The organism is Blattabacterium cuenoti (assembly GCF_014251315.1).
Lineage (GTDB): Bacteria > Bacteroidota > Bacteroidia > Flavobacteriales > Blattabacteriaceae > Blattabacterium > Blattabacterium cuenoti_AJ.
Window position 1 is genome coordinate 521,600 of the sequence record NZ_CP059185.1, and the last position, 18,116, is coordinate 539,715.

Annotated in this window: 16 protein-coding genes; 9 read left to right on the plus strand and 7 right to left on the minus strand. The window is 25.9% G+C overall.

The annotated features are described in order from the left end of the window. Window positions 1-111: 111 nt before the first annotated feature. The 6 genes from leuS (at window position 112) to rpoN (ending at window position 8,632) form a co-directional block, all read left to right on the plus strand. The gene (gene leuS / locus H0H74_RS02570) at window positions 112-2,901 is read left to right on the plus strand and encodes a leucine--tRNA ligase (RefSeq protein WP_185849142.1); all 2,790 of its coding nucleotides are present in this window, start codon (window positions 112-114) and stop codon (window positions 2,899-2,901) included. A gap of 144 nt (window positions 2,902-3,045) precedes the next feature. Beyond that, window positions 3,046-4,476 (plus strand): Glu/Leu/Phe/Val family dehydrogenase, encoded by a 1,431-nt coding sequence (locus H0H74_RS02575; RefSeq protein WP_185849143.1) that lies wholly within the window; start codon window positions 3,046-3,048, stop codon window positions 4,474-4,476. 40 nt (window positions 4,477-4,516) lie between these two features. Beyond that, the gene (gene pyrH, locus H0H74_RS02580) at window positions 4,517-5,233 is read left to right on the plus strand and encodes a UMP kinase (protein WP_185849144.1); all 717 of its coding nucleotides are present in this window, start codon (window positions 4,517-4,519) and stop codon (window positions 5,231-5,233) included. A gap of 4 nt (window positions 5,234-5,237) precedes the next feature. Next, window positions 5,238-5,792: a ribosome recycling factor gene (frr, locus tag H0H74_RS02585; RefSeq protein ID WP_185849145.1), complete on the plus strand. Its 555-nt coding sequence runs from the start codon at window positions 5,238-5,240 to the stop codon at window positions 5,790-5,792. Beyond that, entirely contained in the window at window positions 5,786-7,186 is a 1,401-nt protein-coding gene (gene asnS, locus H0H74_RS02590) for an asparagine--tRNA ligase (RefSeq protein ID WP_185849146.1), read from the plus strand. Before frr ends, asnS begins: the two co-directional genes overlap by 7 nt. 3 nt (window positions 7,187-7,189) lie before the next feature. After that, complete coding sequence (gene rpoN, locus H0H74_RS02595) at window positions 7,190-8,632, plus strand: RNA polymerase factor sigma-54 (protein ID WP_185849147.1); 1,443 nt, start codon at window positions 7,190-7,192, stop codon at window positions 8,630-8,632. Here rpoN and H0H74_RS02600 read toward each other — a convergent pair. The 7 genes from H0H74_RS02600 to H0H74_RS02625 all read right to left on the minus strand — a co-directional run bounded on the left by H0H74_RS02600 (window position 8,627) and on the right by H0H74_RS02625 (window position 15,431). Beyond that, on the minus strand, window positions 8,627-9,985 hold the full coding sequence (locus H0H74_RS02600) for an aldehyde dehydrogenase family protein (protein ID WP_185849148.1): 1,359 nt from the start codon (window positions 9,983-9,985) through the stop codon (window positions 8,627-8,629). The two genes, rpoN and H0H74_RS02600, sit on opposite strands and share 6 nt — an antisense overlap. A 10-nt stretch (window positions 9,986-9,995) precedes the next feature. Continuing rightward, on the minus strand, window positions 9,996-10,439 hold the full coding sequence (locus H0H74_RS02605) for a SufE family protein (RefSeq protein ID WP_185849149.1): 444 nt from the start codon (window positions 10,437-10,439) through the stop codon (window positions 9,996-9,998). 45 nt (window positions 10,440-10,484) lie between these two features. Continuing rightward, window positions 10,485-12,782 (minus strand): 5-methyltetrahydropteroyltriglutamate--homocysteine S-methyltransferase, encoded by a 2,298-nt coding sequence (gene metE / locus H0H74_RS02610; protein WP_185849150.1) that lies wholly within the window; start codon window positions 12,780-12,782, stop codon window positions 10,485-10,487. 87 nt (window positions 12,783-12,869) lie between these two features. Continuing rightward, complete coding sequence (locus H0H74_RS03135) at window positions 12,870-13,736, minus strand: LbetaH super family domain-containing protein (RefSeq protein WP_317167892.1); 867 nt, start codon at window positions 13,734-13,736, stop codon at window positions 12,870-12,872. After that, window positions 13,673-14,056, minus strand: a complete 384-nt coding sequence (locus H0H74_RS03140; protein ID WP_238784087.1) for a putative sugar nucleotidyl transferase — start codon at window positions 14,054-14,056, stop codon at window positions 13,673-13,675. The genes H0H74_RS03135 and H0H74_RS03140 overlap by 64 nt, the downstream gene beginning before the upstream one ends. Before the next feature lie 14 nt (window positions 14,057-14,070). Next, window positions 14,071-14,325, minus strand: a complete 255-nt coding sequence (locus H0H74_RS02620; RefSeq protein ID WP_185849151.1) for a type B 50S ribosomal protein L31 — start codon at window positions 14,323-14,325, stop codon at window positions 14,071-14,073. A gap of 2 nt (window positions 14,326-14,327) precedes the next feature. Further along, the gene (locus tag H0H74_RS02625) at window positions 14,328-15,431 is read right to left on the minus strand and encodes a 3-oxoacyl-ACP synthase III family protein (protein ID WP_185849152.1); all 1,104 of its coding nucleotides are present in this window, start codon (window positions 15,429-15,431) and stop codon (window positions 14,328-14,330) included. Between the two features lie 73 nt (window positions 15,432-15,504). Here H0H74_RS02625 and ubiE point away from each other — a divergent pair, with 73 nt between their 5' ends. Genes ubiE through rpsO form a run of 3 tightly spaced genes read left to right on the plus strand, consistent with a single transcriptional unit; the run spans window position 15,505 to window position 18,103 of the window. Continuing rightward, complete coding sequence (gene ubiE / locus H0H74_RS02630; RefSeq protein WP_185849153.1) at window positions 15,505-16,233, plus strand: bifunctional demethylmenaquinone methyltransferase/2-methoxy-6-polyprenyl-1,4-benzoquinol methylase UbiE; 729 nt, start codon at window positions 15,505-15,507, stop codon at window positions 16,231-16,233. A 43-nt stretch (window positions 16,234-16,276) separates the two neighbouring features. Continuing rightward, window positions 16,277-17,797 (plus strand): GH3 auxin-responsive promoter family protein, encoded by a 1,521-nt coding sequence (locus H0H74_RS02635; RefSeq protein WP_185849154.1) that lies wholly within the window; start codon window positions 16,277-16,279, stop codon window positions 17,795-17,797. Between the two features lie 42 nt (window positions 17,798-17,839). Beyond that, window positions 17,840-18,103, plus strand: a complete 264-nt coding sequence (gene rpsO, locus H0H74_RS02640; RefSeq protein WP_185849155.1) for a 30S ribosomal protein S15 — start codon at window positions 17,840-17,842, stop codon at window positions 18,101-18,103. Window positions 18,104-18,116 lie beyond the last annotated feature (13 nt).

Here is an 18,116-nt window from a genome sequence, read left to right on the forward strand (position 1 = left end):
TTCGCAAAAAAATAAAGTAATTTTTATATTTTTCTGCAGAAAAAAATTAAAATTACGTAATAAAATCATTGTAATATATATGAATATGCATAGTTTTAAAAAAAACTAAAAATGGAATATAATTTTCGTGAAATAGAAAAACGTTGGCAAATATATTGGAAAAAACATAACGTTTTTCATACAAAAGAGAATGAAAAAATAAAAAAATACTACATTTTGAATATGTTTCCTTATCCTTCTGGAACAGGTCTTCATGTAGGACATTGTTTAGGTTATATAGCATCAGATGTTTATGCTAGATATAAACGAGCAGAAGGATATAATGTTTTAAACCCCATAGGATTTGATTCCTTTGGACTTCCTGCAGAACAATATGCTATACAAACAGGAAAACATCCTAACGATACCATTCGTGAAAATTCACGTAGATATAAAAAACAAATGAATAAAATAGGACTTTCTTTTGACTGGAATAGAAAATTATATACTAGTAATCCAAATTATTATCGATGGACTCAATGGATGTTTATTCAAATTTTTAATTCTTGGTATGATAAAAATAGTGAACAAGCTAAATCTATAGATATTTTAATTGAAGAATTTAATAAAAACGGAAATAATTTCATTAACGCAAACACTACGTCAAATTATAAATTCAATTCAAAAACATGGAATCAATTTAATCCATACGAAAAAGAATCTATTCTTTTAGATTACAGATTAGCTTTTTTATGTAAAAATACAGTTAATTGGTGTCCGGATTTAGGAACGGTATTAGCCAATGATGAAATAAAAAATGGAAAAAGTGAAAGAGGAGGATATCCAGTATACAAAAAAAAAATGTTACAATGGCATATAAGAATTTCTGCATATGCAGAAAGACTCATAAAAGGATTAAATCTTATTCATTGTTCTCAATCTTTAAAAAAATTACAATATAATTGGATAGGAAAATCAATAGGAGTTTCTATTTTATTAAAAATTATTTCACCTATTGGTGAATTTAATCAAATTGAATTATTTACTTCTCATCCAGAAATGATATTTGGAATGACTTTCATCGTATTATCTACAGATCACCCTCTTGCAGAAAAGATAAGTATTTTTTCTTTACAAGATCATAAAAATGTTTTAACATATCTTACTAAAGAATTTTCCACATACGAAAATACGAAAAATATTTCTGGGGTTTTTACAGGAAATTATGTTTTACATCCTTTTATTTCTAATAAAAAAATTCCCATTTATATCAGTAATTTTTTCACTGTAAATAATCAAACTAAATCTATGATAGGAATCCCTGGGGATGAAGAAAAAAGTAAAAAATTTGCCCAAAAATTTGGAATAGAAATCATAGAAGTTTTAGATATGAATGAAACATGTATTAATTCTAATTTTTTAAATGGATTAAATCGTAAACAAGCAAAAGAGAAAATCATAAAAGTTCTCCTAAATAAAAAAATAGGAAAAGCTAAAACTAGTTATAAGATTCGTGATGCTGTTTTTTCTAGACAAAGATATTGGGGAGAACCAATTCCTATTTATTTCAAAAATAAAATCCCCAAAACAATTCCCGTTAATAAATTACCTATTATACTTCCCAAAATAGATAATTTTCATCCTGAAGATGGAAAACCTCCATTAAGTCGAGCTATAAATTGGGCTTGGGATGAAAAAAATATGAAAATTGTTCCTAATATTCTTATTGATCAAAAATATGTTTTTCCAATAGAAACTAGTACAATGCCTAGTTGGGCAGGATCAAGTTGGTATTTTCTTAGATATATGGACGCGCATAATAATAAATTTTTTCTTGATAAAGAAAAAGAAAATTATTGGAAAAACGTTGATTTATATATTGGTGGATCTGAACATAGTACTGGGCATTTGATCTATGCTAGATTTTGGAACAAATTTTTACTAGATAGAGGATGGATCACGACTGAGGAGCCTTTCAAAAAAATATTGAATCAAGGAATGATTTTGAGTTATTCTGCTATTATACTTAAAGTAATAGGGGAAAATATTTTTGTGTCTTATGGATTAAAAAATAAAAAACATGCATATTCTTCTTTTCAAGAAGTATATGTGGATCTCTTTTTAATTAAAAAAAACAATGAATTAGATATTAATAGGTTTAAGAAATACAGGCCTGAATTTTATTCATCTGTTTTTATTTTGGAAAGAGGGGTCTTTTTTTGTAAAAGGAAATTGGAAAAAATGTCAAAATCTAAATATAATGTAATAAATCCTGATGATATTTATGAAAAATATGGATCAGATATATTTCGTATTTATGAAATGTTTTTAGGTCCTATTAATCAATCTAAACCTTGGGATGAAAAAAAAATAAATGGAATAAAAAATTTTATAAATAAATTTTGGTGTTTATTTCATAATAATAAAATCTTTAAAATAAGTGAAATCAATCCAACATTTCAAGAATTTCAAATTTTACATAACACCATAAAAAAAATACAAAATAAAATGCAATCTTTTTCTTGGAATACATCTATTAGTTTATTAATGATAATAACTAATCAGTTAACTACGTTAAAATGTAATAAAAGAAAAATATTAGAACCTTTGGTTCAATTGATAGCTCCATTTGCTCCTCATATATCCGAAGAATTATGGTATAAGCTGGGGAAAAGAAAATCTATTATATATTATAATATTCCAATTTTTAATCCAAAATATATAGTGGAAAAAGAAATAACATATCCGATTATGTTTAATGGAAAATTAAAATTTTTAGAAAAATTTGATTCTAGAACTTCAATAGAAGAAATAAAAAATAAAATATTGAGTCATCCTAAAACAAAGTTTTTTTTGAAAAAAAAGACTTTTCAAAAATTAATTTTAGTCCCTAAAAAAGTAATAAATATTTTATTTAAATAAATTTTTTAAAATGACCTCATGTTCCATTATTAAATCCATATTTTTATGGATTAAAATTTATACATAAAACGTAGATTTGTACTCGATAATGTAGCATTCATTTTTGTATTTTTCATTCTATAGAAATGTGTAAAAACTTTTTTTATGTCAAAAAACCAAAATAAAACTGGTGCATATAGTTTTTTTAATTGTATAGAAAAAAATTTTGATAAAGCTGCACGATTTATTTCTTCTATTGAAAAAGGTCTTTTAGAACAAATTAAAGCTTGCAATGCTGTATATCGAATGCATTTTCCTGTGAAAATAGGAAAAGAAATTAGAGTCATTGAAGCGTATAGAGTTCAACATTCTCATCATAAACTTCCTTGTAAAGGAGGGATTCGATATAGTATTAAAGTTAATCAAGATGAAGTTATGACTTTAGCTGCTTTAATGACCTATAAATGTGCTATAGTTGATGTCCCTTTTGGAGGAGCTAAAGGTGGAATAAAAATTGATCCTCAAACTATATCAGCAGAAAATATAGAAAAGATAACACGACGTTATACCTCTGAATTAATTAAAAAAAATTTTATTGGACCGGGAATAGATGTTCCTGCTCCTGATTATGGAACTGGAGAAAGAGAAATGAGTTGGATTTTTGATACTTTTTTATCTCTTCGTTCTGGAGACGTGGATGCATTAGCTTGTGTTACAGGAAAACCCGTTTCTCAAGGAGGAGTCAGAGGAAGAAAAGAAGCAACAGGATTAGGCGTTTTTTATGGAATAAGAGAATTATGTCATGTGAAAGAAGATATGTATTCTGTTGGTCTTGATGTTGGATTAGTGGGAAAAAAAATTATCATACAAGGATTAGGAAATGTTGGGTATCATGCGGCCACTTTTTTTCATGAATCAGGAGCTCTAATAATAGCTTTAGCAGAAAGGGAAGGTGCTATTTATAATGAAAAAGGATTAAATGTATCCAAAGTTTTTTCACATTTAAAAAACACTGGATCTATATTAAATTTCCCAGAATCAAAAAATATAGAGAATACAGAAAAGGCCTTAGAATTAGAATGTGATATTTTAATACCAGCAGCGTTAGAAAACGTGATTCATAAAAATAATGCGAATCGTATTAAAGCTAAAATTATTGGAGAAGCAGCAAATGGACCTATAACTCCTGAGGCTGATGAAATATTGGAGAAAAAGGGAGTAATTATTGTTCCTGATATTTATTTAAATGCAGGAGGAGTTACTGTTTCTTATTTTGAATGGCTAAAAAATTTAAGTCATGTCCGTTATGGACGTATGGAAAAAAAATTTAGCGAAAATATGAATACAGAATTATTACAAGTTATAGAAACAATATGCAAAAAAAAGATTTTAACAGAAGAAAAAAAAATTATTTTAAGAGGACCAAGAGAAATAGATTTAGTACGTAGCGGATTGGAAGATACAATGATCAATGGATTTCACAAAATCCGTGATTTAAAAAAATCATCAAAAATAGAAAACATGCGTACTGCAGCATTTGTACTAGCTATAAATAAAATTATAGATTCTTATGAAAAACTAGGAATTTTTCCATAACATACTTTATTCTGAAAAAAACGATAAAAATATATTTTTCATGAAGTACAAAAGATTATTATTGAAATTGAGTGGAGAAGCTCTGATGGGAGATAACGAATTCGGACTTCATTCTACTCGTCTTCAACAATATGCTGAAGAAGTAAAAAAAGTCGTGGATATGGGAGCTCAAGTGGCTATAGTTATTGGAGGAGGGAATATATTTAGAGGATTTTCTAGAATAAAGGAAAAAGCTATTAATCGTATTGAAGGAGATTACATGGGGATGTTAGCTACCGTTATTAACGGTATAGCCTTTCAATCATATTTAGAAAATGTAGGAATATGTGCCTATATTCAAACAGCTATTAGAATGGATGAAATTGCGGAACCTTTTGGAAAAGATAGAGCGATACACCATCTTGAAAAAGGAAGGGTTGTTATATTTGTAGCAGGGTTAGGAAATCCTTATTTTACTACAGATACAGCCGCTGTTTTACGTGCTATTGAAATAAAAGCGGATGTATTATTAAAAGGAACCAGAGTAGATGGCATTTACACAACAGATCCAGAAAAAGATAAATATGCTAAAAAACTCAAAAACATATCTTTTGACATGGCATATAAAATGAGAATTCAAGTAATGGATCAAACCGCTTTTATTTTAGGAAATGAAAATGATTTACCGATTATTATTTTTGATATTAATAGAAAAGGAAATTTTAAAAAAGTAATTTCTGGAGAAGAAATAGGAACTATGGTTTCTAAAAAAAAATAAAATTATGGATGAATTAAACAACATTTTTTCCTCTTGCAAGGAAGATATGGAGGCAATTTTGAAAAAACTGAAAAAAGAAATTCATCGTATTCGATTAGGCAGTAAATCTGTCTCTTCTTTTTTAGAAAAAATAAAAATAAAATGTTATGGAACTTTTTTACCACTTATAGAAGTAGCCAATATTTCTATTATAGATAATATGAATATTTCTATTCATCCTTGGGATTGTTCTATTATTTCATCTATAGATAAAGCTATTATTGATGCTAATTTAGGTTTTATTCCGACAAATAAAGGAGATTCTATTCATATACATTTACCTGTAATTACAGAAGAAAGTAGAAAAAATATGATAAAAAAAATCAAGTTACAAACAGAAGATGCAAAAGTTTTTGTAAGAAAAATTAGAAAAAAAAATAATCAACATGTAAAAAAATTAAAGATATCAGAAGATGTTTCTAAAATAGGAGAAAATCGTATACAAAAAATAACGAATGAATATATACAAAAAATAGAAAATTTCTTTCTTCATAAAGAAAAAGAAATATTAAAATGGTAAGAAAATATTCAGTCAAAGAATTATTAAATAAAGGAAAATTTTTCATAAATCAAAAAGTATTAGTTGAAGGATGGATCCGCTCTTTTCGTTCTTCTATTTTCATTATTTTAAATGATGGATCTACAATTAAAAATCTACAAATTATTTTGTCCAAAAAATTGGATAAAATAATTATAAAAAAAATAACAATTGGAAGTTCAATTAGAGTTATAGGGATCGTAAAAAAAAGTATTGGTAAAAAACAATATATTGAACTTCAATCTTTAGATATAACTATATATGAATCAGTAAATCCAGAAATTCTTCAAAAATCTATTTTGCAACCTAAAAAGCATAGTTTTAAAAAACTTCGTGAACAGGCTCATTTACGTTTTCGAACAAACATTTTTAGTTGTATTATGCGAATTCGTCATCATGTTGCTTTTTGTATTCATAAATATTTTCATGAACATGGTTTTTTTTATCTTCATACTCCAATTATTACTACTTCAAATTGTGAAGGAACCGGAAAAATGTTTCAGATTACAACTATGGATTTTAAAAATAAACCAATAGATTATGAAAAAGATTTTTTTAAATGTAAAACTTATCTTAGTGTATCTGGACAATTAGAAGCAGAAACCGCTTCTTTGGGATTAGGAAAGGTGTATACTTTTGGTCCTGTGTTTAGAGCTGAAAACTCCAATACTTCTAGACATTTATCGGAATTTTGGATGATTGAACCGGAAATTGCTTTTTATCACTTAGAAGAAAATATAAATTTAGCTGAAGATTTTTTAAAGTTTATTATCAAATACATTATTGAAAATAGCATAGAAGATTTGGTGTTTTTAAATCAATATTTGGAAAAATGGAACGAAAAGAAAAAAAACTACCTTTTAGAAAAACTAGAACTTATCTTAAAATTTCCATTTAAGAAAATTAGTTATACAGAAGCTGTAAAAATTCTTGATCAAGAAAAAAATGTAAAATTCTTACACCCAATTACTTGGGGAATGGATTTACAATCTGAGCATGAACAATATTTGGTCGATAAATATTTTAAAATTCCTGTAATTGTATTTGATTATCCTTGTAGCATTAAAGCTTTTTATATGCGCATAAATGATGACGGAAAAACTGTTAGAGCTATGGATGTTTTATTTCCTGAAATAGGAGAAATTATTGGAGGATCTCAAAGAGAAGAACGTTATGATATATTATTGAAACGGATGAAAGATACAAATACAGACGAAAATAAACTTTGGTGGTATTTAGATACACGTCGTTTTGGTTCTGTTCCTCATAGTGGATTTGGGTTAGGTTTTGATCGTTTAGTTCAATTTATCACAGGAATGAATAACATTCGTGATGTTATCCCATTTCCTAGGACTCCAAACAATGCAGAATTTTAAAACATGTTGAAACAACAGTTATTACAAAAAGGGCAACATAAGCTTTCTCCACAACAAATCAGATTAATGAAATTAGTTCAATTATCTACTTTAGATTTTGAACAAAGAGTTCAACAAGAATTGGAAGAAAATCCAGCTTTAGAATTAGAAGAAGAAGAAAATTGTTCGGACTTAGAAGAGTATTCGGATACATTAGAAAATGAGGTAAATCTTACAGAAGATCAAAATATTTCACCTGAAATTGATGAATATTTTAGTGATGATGAAATAGAAGATTTTAAAATTAATAGCCAAAATTATACTATGAAAAAGTATATTCCTATTATTTCCGGAATTTCTTTTCAAGAATATTTAAAAAATCAATTGCATACATTTCATTTAAATGAAAAAGATTTATTAATTGCTGATTTTATATTAGGAAATATAGATGATGATGGTTATATTAGAAGAAAAATTACATCTATAGTGGACGATATTTTTCTAATACTTGGAATATTTGTTTCTAAAGAAAAAGTTGAAAAGTTACTTGTAAATTATATACAAAAACTAGATCCTATAGGTGTAGGATCCAGAAATCTACAAGAATGTTTGTTGATTCAATTAGATCAAAAAAAGATCACTCAAGAAGTTTTTTTATCGAAAAAAATCATACAAAATTATTTTGAATCTTTTGTAAAAAAACATTATAAAAAATTACAAAAAAAATTGGGGATAACAAAAAAAAATTTAAAAATAGCTATTGATCAAATAAAAAAATTAAATCCTAAACCAGGTAAAATTTACTCTGATAATACTAAAAATTTGGATCATATTATTCCGGATTTTAATATTTATATTTCAGATGAAAAATTAGAACTTTCTATAAATCAAAGAAATATTCCAGAATTAAAAGTATCATCTTTATATTTAGATATGTTAAGATCTTATAAAAAAAATATAAAGAGAAATGAAAAAACGATTGTGTTTTTAAAACAAAAAATAGATTCAGCAAAATGGTTTGTCGATGCTATAAAACAACGTCAAAATACATTGATGCTTATAATGAATGCTATTATGGATTATCAAAAAGAATATTTTTTAACTGGAAATCCAATTAAAATCAAACCTATGATTTTAAAGAATATTTCCAAAAAAATTGGAGTGGGTATTTCTACTGTTTCGCGTGTAGCTAATAATAAATATGTTAATACACCATATGGAACTTTTTTAATTAAAAGTTTTTTTTCTGAAAAAATGATAAATCAAGAAGGAAAAGAAATTTCTTCCATTGAAATTAAAAAACTTTTAGGAGAATCAATAGATAAAGAAAATAAAAAAAAACCTTTCACTGATGTAAAATTATCCGAAATACTCAAAAAAAAAGGCTATCTAGTAGCTAGAAGAACTATTGCTAAATATAGAGATCAAATGCATATTCCTGTTGCAAGAATGCGAAAAAATTTATGATTTTTTTATAATTACAGTTTTCCAATTAGAAAATTCTTTTATAGATAAAGATGACAATTCTCTCCCATATCCGGATTTTTTTACTCCTCCAAAAGGAAAACGTGAATCTGATTTTACAATTTCATTAATGAAAACCATCCCAGTATCTATTTCTTTTGAAATTTTTTCTGCTTTTTCTAAATCTTTTGTCCAAATAGAAGCTCCGAGTCCATATGGGGTATTATTGACAATATTAGAAATTGTTTTTTCTTGAGAAAAAGAGGAAACAATTCCTATCGGACCAAATATTTCTTCTTTTTGTACTATACAGTTTTCATTTTCTACTCTTAATAAAGAAGGGGAAAAAAAATTACCATCTCTGGTAATTTCTAAACATATTTTTCCTCCATTCAATATAACATCCTTATATTGTTGATACAGTTTTTCAGATAAATCATTACGAGAAATATAACCTATTTTAGTTGATTTATCATATAAGTTTGCTTTGTGATATTTTTTCATTTCTTGTATAACTGCATCTATAAAATCATTCATGATTGTTTTATCTACAATAAATCTTTTTGCAGAAAGACATGTCTGTCCTGTATTATTCAATCTAGATTCTGTAGCTAATTTTGCTATTTTTTTTATATTTTCTACATCTTTCATCACAACAAATGCGTCATTTCCTCCTAATTCTAAAATAGATTTTTTAATATATTTTCCAGATAATGATCCTATAATACTCCCAACTAAAGCACTTCCTGTAAAAGTGACTCCTTGTATTACAGGATGTGCTATAACAGATTCTATCTTGTTAACATCTATTAATAAAATTTGAAAAGTCCCTTTAGGAAAACCGGATTCTAAAAATATTTTTTCTAAAATTAGAGAAGATTCTGTTGTATTAAGAGCTGGTTTAATAAGAATTACATTTCCTAATAATAAATTAGAAATAGTAGATCTTATCGTTTGCCAAATGGGATAATTCCAAGGCATTATTCCTAATATAGCCCCTATAGATTCAAACTTTACATAAGAAAGTTCATATTCAGTATGAATTTTTTCAAAAAAGATAGATTCTTTTAATTCACAATAATATTTACACAAATTAATACTTTTATTTACTTCTGCATAAGACTGAGTAATGGGTTTTCCCATTTCTTGAGTAATAGAATAAGCTATAAAATCTATAGATTTTTGCATACAAGAATAAAGTTTCATTAAACATTTAATCTTAGAATTAAAGGAATAATTTTTCCATTTATTGTATGCATTATGAGCCTCATTCAATTTAATATTAATATTTTTATTAGATAAAAAATAATAAGTTTTTAATACATTATCATCTACAGGATTAATAGTCTGAAACATATCATTTTTTTTAAATTCGGTCATTCAAGCTAACAGATATTTTAGCATTAAAGGCTATAGCATAAAATTTTATTTTTTTTAAAAATAAAAGCATTCCATTAGCTCTAATAGGAGATAAGAAAGTTTGAAATCCTATTTCATAAATAAAATTAGCATTAGAATAAATAATTTCAAAAGGAAAGAGTCCTGAATATACTCGAATCATAAGAGCAGCCATTCCTCTAGGTAATAAAGCATCACTATCCGCTTCAAAAAAAATACGTGATTCATTCAATTTAGCCTCTAACCAAACTTTGGATTGACATCCATGAATTAATTTATCTTTAGACCTAAATTCAGGTGATTTTTGAGACATTTTTTTTCCTAAGTCTATCAAATACTCATATTTCTCCTCCCAATTTTTAAGAATTTTAAATTCATTTTTTATTATTTTTTCTTTTTTGTGTAAAGTCATTTCTAAATTTTTAGATCAACATAAAAATATACACTTTTCTTCTTTCTAAGATAGATTGGATAATTTTAGTCTAGCCATTTTTGCAGCTTTTGTCATGTTCTGAAGAGATATCAATACTTCCTTCCATTTTCTAGTTTTTAGACCACAATCTGGATTTACCCAAAGATTTTTTATAGACAATTTTTTTGAAGCTTTTTCTATCAAGTCAAATATTTCTTCTACGGTTGGTATTCTTGGAGAATGAATATCATATACTCCTGGACCTATTTCATTAGGATAAGAAAAAACTGAAAAAGCTTTTAACAACTCCATTTTAGATCTAGAAGTTTCTATTGTGATGACATCTGCATCCAGATCTGCTATATATTCAAATATATCGTTAAATTCACTATAGCACATGTGTGTATGTATTTGAGTTTCATCTTTTACTACACTTGAAGAAATACGAAAAGCCTTAATAGACCAATCAAAATAAGATTTCCAATCCTTTTTTTTCAAAGGAAGTCCTTCTCTTAGAGCTGGTTCATCAATTTGAATAATCTGAATCCCAGATCTTTCTAAAGATAGAACTTCTTCTCGAATAGCCCAAGCTATTTGATTTGCTGTATGAGAAATAGGTTGATCATTTCTAACAAAAGACCATTGTAAAATTGTAACAGGACCAGTTAGCATTCCTTTCATTAATTTTTTTGTTTGAGATTGGGCGAAACATATCCATTCAACAGTCATATCTCCAATACGATCAACATCTCCATAAATAACAGGAGGCTTAACACAACGACTGCCATAACTTTGTACCCATCCATTTTCAGTAGAAAGCATTCCTTTTAATTTATCGGAAAAATATTCTACCATATCAGTTCTTTCGAACTCTCCATGAACTAAGACATCTAAATCTATTTCCTCTTGCTTTCTAATAACATCTACAATAAAATTTTTAATTTTTTCATCATATTTTTCTTGACTCAGTTCTTTTTTTCGAAATTTATTTCGCAAACTCCGTATTTCTTTTGTTTGAGGAAAAGATCCTATAGTGGTAGTAGGAAATAGAGGAAGATGAAATTTTTCTTTCTGCTTTTTTTGTCTAATATGAAAATGATTATCTCTTTCTATATCTTTATCTGTTATCTTTGTCGCTCTTTCTTTTATTTTTTGATCACAAAAAATAGAGGATGATTTTTCAAGTAAAGAAGAATTACTAAATAAAATACTTTTCTCTCCTTTTATAATTCTTTCTAAATCATTCAATTCATAAATTTTTTGTTTTGCAAAAGACATTCTATTTTTAATATCTATGTGAATAGAATGCTCAGACTCTATATCTATAGGAACGTGCAAAAGAGAACAATTAGGAGCAATCATAATTCTATCTTCTCCTATAGATTCTATCGTTTTTTCTATCTTTTGAATAGAACTAGCATAATTATTTTTCCATATATTTTTTCCATCAATAAGTCCTAAAGATAGAATCATTTTTGATTCACTTGAAAAAAAGGAAAGTATTTTTTCCAATTGGGTTGAATCTTCCACTACATCTATATGTAAAGCTTGAACAGATATATTTTGAAAAAGAGATATATTATCTGATATTCCATCAAAATAAGAAGTTAACATAATATTAATTCCAGAACAAAATTTAGATATTTCCCCATAAGCATATTTAAAAACTTCTTTTTCTTTTTCAGACATATCTAAAACTAAAATAGGTTCATCTAATTGAATCCAATGAACTCCTACTTCTTTTAATTTTTTTATGATTTTGATATAAACAGGAATAATATTTTCTATTAAATCCATTCTATGAAAGGATTTTTCTTTTTCTTTTCCTAAAAATAAATAGGATACAGGTCCAATTAATACAGGTTTAATTTTTTTGACCAATTTTAATATTCTTTTAGATTCCTCTAATTCATCAAAAATTTTTTTCGAAAAAATAAAAAATTTTTGATTTTTATTAAATTCTGGAACTATATAATGATAATTAGTATTAAACCATTTTGTCATTTCCATAGCTTTAATATCCCATCCATTTTTTTGAAAACCTCTAGCCATAGAAAAATATAAATCAATATTACTGTGAATTTTTGGAATAGAAAAATAAGATTCTGAAATCACTCCTAACAATAAAGACATATCCAGAACATGATCATAAAAACTAAAATCATTGCATGGAATTAAATCTAAATTAGCCTTTTCTTGCGTTTTCCAGTTTTCTACTCTTATTTTTCTTCCCACTTCAAACAAAGCATTAGAATCAATTTTGTTTGACCAATAAGCTTCACAAGCTTTTTTTAACTCTCTTTTTATCCCTATGCGAGGATAACCTAAATTATGTTTCAGCATAAAACAACTTTTTATTATTTTTATTTTTATCCATACATATCATACAAGCAAGATATACGATGTATAATAAAGAATAAAAAAAATTCATTAAATATCCAATAATTGATATAAATATTCTAAAATTTTTTTGTCTAAAATAGAAAAATTTTTATTTCTTCTATTCATCATAATTGTAGCAGTTTCACAAATTTTATTGAAAGGAATTCTTTTCTGATTTTGAATTCCTCCCAAAGAAAAAGAAGGAATATATCTAGGAGGAAATCCATATCCAAAAATACTATCACTAACACCTACGATCGTAGCTGTATTAAATTGAGTATTTATTGCTGATTTGGAATGGTCTCCCATTATTATACCAATAAATTGTAAATCGGTAGGAAAAAAGATTTTTTTCTCATAATTCCAAATTGTTACTTTTTGATAATCATTCCTCAAATTAGAAATATTAGTTCCAGCTCCTAAATTACACCACTCTCCTAAAACAGAATTTCCTAAAAATCCATCGTGAACTTTGTTAGAATAAGAAAAAATCACAGAATTAAAAATTTCTCCTCCTACTTTACAAAAAGTAGCAATAGTTGTTCCTCCATATATTTTTGATCCTATATTCAATGTAGTGTTTTTTCCAATTGATACTGGACCTCTGATTACGGACCCTTCCATAATTTTAACTCCCTTTTCAATATATATGGGACCATATTGAGCATTTAATACAATATTATTTGCTTTTATATCCTCTTCTAAAAAAACTTTATCCTTGCAAATAACATGATTGTTACCTAACAAAGGAGAAGATTTTTTTCCTTTTGTGAAAAATAAAAAATCTTTTTTTAGTACTTTTTCATTATTTATAAATATATCCCATGGATATTGAATATGAATAACTCGTTTTACATGATACGTTTTTTTGTATATTCTTGAAAAAGAAAGAATATCTTCTTTATCGAAAAAAATTTTTTTTTTATAGCAATCATTTTTTCATTAAAAAAAATAGTTTCATTTTCTTTTAAAGAAAAAAGAATTTGAATTAACTCTTCATTAGGAAGAAATGAAGAATTAATTAACAATATATTTTCAAAAAATGAATATTTTTTTTTTGAGTATTTTTCAGATAAAAATGGTTGTGTAATAACACAATTCACATTTTTTCCAATATATTTTTCCCATCTTTCTTTTATTGAAAACAATCCTAATCTAATTTCTGATACAGGTCTAGTCAGTGTTATAGGAAATAATTTTTTCCATTCTATTCCATCATATAATATAAAATTCATAACTGAATATATTTTTATAATTTTTTATATTTTTCATATTTTTTCTTAAACTTCTCAGCTGGACCTGTTTTTCCTAAAAACCTTTTTTCTCCAGTAAAAAATGGATGTGAATAACTAGATATTTCCATTTTATATAATGGATAATCACTTCCATCTATATGGATGAAATCTTTTGTTATAACTGTTGATTTACAAATAATCATTTTTTCATTATTAATATCTTTGAAAACAACAGGTCTGTAATTTTCTGGATGTATTTTTTTTTTCATATTTATTTTTTTTTGTTTGGAAAACGGTAAATCATTCCATTAATATTCATTCCAGCCCCTAAAGAAGCCATAATAATTGTATCTCCAGGATTTATCTCATGAGGAGGCATTTCCCCTTTAAGAATTAAATCTAATAAAGTAGGAACAGTCGCAACAGAAGAATTTCCAAATTTTTGTATTGTCATAGGCATAATTTTTGATAGAAAATCCTTTTTTAAGGATGTGTAATTATATAGTTTCAATAATCTTTTCAAAATTGCATAATCCATTTTAGCATTAGCTTGATGAAGAAGAATTTTTTTGATATCCTTAAGATGTAAATTTGCATGATCAAGTATATTTTTTAACATATTTGGAACTTCTGTTAGTGCATATTCATAAATTCTTCTCCCATTCATTCTAATATTTACTAAAGATTTTTTATAGTTGGGATTTAAAGAAGGACCATTAGTTAAATAATATAATTTCTCATTGTTATCACATTGAGTATCGTAATGAATAATTCCATGTCTTTCTCCTTCTAAATATTCTGTAGCAGACAATACAGCTGCTCCTGCCCCATCGGAAAAAATCATTGCATTTCTATCATGTGGATCTATAACTTTAGATAAAGTTTCAGAACTAGTAATCAATATATTTTTTGCATATTTAGATCGTAAAAGTTGATCCGCAAGAATCATTCCTTCTATCCATCCTGTACAACCAAAAATCATATCATACGGCCTACATTTTTTATTTCTTATTTGAAGTTTATTCTTTATTTTAGCAGCTATGGAAGGCATAAAATCAGATTGGAAAGAAATAGGATGAATATCTCCATAGTTATGAGCCGATATGATATAATCTATTTTTTCTTTATAAATTTTAGAATTTATCAAAGCTCTTTTTGCCGCAATAGCAGCAATATCAGAATTTAATAATCCTTTATTTATATATCTTCTTTCCTCTATTTCTGTAATTTTTTGAAACTTGTTAATAATTTCCTCATTAGGTTTTTCAATTTTTAATCCTTTTTGATCGTAAAATCTATGTTTCAAAAAATGATCTTTTCTTATAATTTTTTTTGGTAAATAATGTCCTGTACCTGTAATGATTGATCGAATCATTTCTTTAAAAAAATTAAAAAACCATTTTTTTTATTCATATTTTTCTGAATTTAAAAAGTAAATTCCAAATATTATGAACAAATATTTTCTTTCTTCGAAAGAAGAGAAATTGAAAAATATGTTTGATCATATTGCTAATAAATACGATTTGATCAATCACGTATTATCTTTTGGAATAGATTTTATATGGAGAAGAAAAACAATTCATTTATTATACAAATTTAGTAAAACAAAAATTCCAAAAATACTAGATTTAGCTACTGGCACTGGAGATATAGCTATTTTGTTAGCCAATAAGTTCAAAGACGCTTCTATCACAGGATTAGATCCATCTGATAAAATGATAAAAATAGCTAAACAAAAAATAAAAAACAATTTTTTAGAAAAAAAAATTAAAATCATTCAAGGATATTCGCAAAATATTCCGTTTCAAAATGAAACTTTTGATATAGTAACTATTGCTTTTGGAATAAGAAATTTTCAATATATTCATCATTCTATTAGAGAAATACATAGAATCTTAAAACCTTCAGGAATTTTAGTAATTTTAGAATTTTCTAAACCTTCTAACTACTGGATAAAAAAAATTTATTATTTTTATTTCCATTTTGTAAAAAAAATCGGATTTTTTATATCTAAAAATCATTTTGCCTACAATTACTTAAAGGAATCTATATTATCTTTTCCCTATTGGGATAAAAAAATGAATAATCTTTTAAAATATCATAAATTCGATCCAATCCATATACAAAAATTAACATTTGGAATTGTTTCTCTTTACTTATTCAAAATAAATAAATGACAAAATTCATTTTTATAACTTTTAACTAAAATATTTTTTCATAATGATCAAGTATTTATCTGGATATTTTACATCTACTTTTCTTAAAAAAAGAATTAAAAACATAGAATTTTTTATGCGTTATCCAATAGAAATACAAAATCAATTAATCAATCAATTAATTTTGTATGCAAAAAATACAGAATTTGGAAAAAAATATGGATTTCGTGATATCAAAAAATATCAACAATTCTCTGAAAGAATTCCTATATGTAAGTATTCTGATTTACAATCAGTCATTAACAGAATCCGTAGAGGAGAAAAAAACATATTATGGCCAGGAGAAGTAAAATGGTTTGCAAGATCCTCTGGTACAACTAACGAAAGAAGCAAATACATTCCTGTAACTAAGTTATCTATGAATGCATGTCATTATAAAGCAGGAAAAGACATGTTATCTATCTATATTCATAATCATCCTAAAACAAAGATTTTTTTTGGAAAAGCTGTTCGTTTAGGGGGAAGTTACGAATTACATAGAAAATATAATACATTTTATGGTGATTTATCTTCCATTTTAATTAAAAATATGCCTTTTTGGGTTGAAAATATTTGTGTTCCTAAAAAAAAAATAGCCTTAATGAGTGAATGGGAAAAAAAATTAGAAAATATAGTGAAAGAAACAGGTCATAAAGATGTTAGAATTTTATTAGGCGTTTGCTCTTGGTTATTGATTTTTTTAAAAAAATTATTAAAAAAATTTGACAAAAAAAAAATAAACGAAATATGGCCTAATATAGAGGCCATATTTCATGGAGGAGTCTATTTGAAACCTTATATTCATCAATATGAAAAATTATTTGATAAATCTATAAATTATTATGATGTATATAGTGCATCAGAAGGTTTTTTTGCTATACAAGATCAAAAAAATGTTGAAGATCTCTTATTATTATTAAATCATGGTATATTTTATGAGTTTATTCCTACAGAAGAAATAGATAATACGGAACCCAAAATCTTTTCTATTGAAAAGGTAGAATTAAATAAAAATTATGCGCTTGTAATTTCTACTAATGCAGGATTATGGAGATACGTAGTTGGAGATACTGTTAGATTTACTAGTTTATCTCCATATCGAATTTCTATTTCAGGAAGAACAACTCATTATATAAATTCTTTTGGGGAAGAATTAATTGTTGAAAATGCAGAAAAAGCTTTAAATAAAGCTTGTATGAAAACAAATTCCATTATTCATGAATATACTGCAGGACCTGTATATATGAATCAAAAAAATTCTGGAGCTCATGAATGGATTATCGAATTTGAAAAACATCCAAGAAATTTATGTGATTTTAGGAATATTTTGGATAATGAATTAAAATCTTTGAATTCAGATTACGAAATTAAACGATATAAAAATATAGTTTTAGGGCCTCCTATTATATATGTGGCCAGAAATGGTTTATTTTATGACTGGTTAAAAAAAAACAAAAAATTAGGGGGACAAAATAAAGTCCCTCGTTTATCCAATGATAGAAGATATATTGATTCCATTCTAAAAATGGAAAAAAATAAAGTATAGTTTCAAAAAAATATTTTTAACTTTAAAAAGTTATTATGAAATATGGAAATAGAGAAAAAAAAAGAAATATTCAAAACTTATGGAAGTTCTGTTTACGATACAGGTTCTTCCAAAGCTCAAGTTGCTTTATTTACTTATCGTATTAATCATTTAAATAATCATCTTAAAAAGAATAAAAAAGATTTTAATACAGAAAGAGCTTTAGTAAAAATGGTAGGAAAAAGAAAAAAACTATTAAAATATATAGAAAAACATGACATTAACAGTTACAAAAATATAATTAAACATTTAGGATTAAGAAAATAAAACTAACGCTATT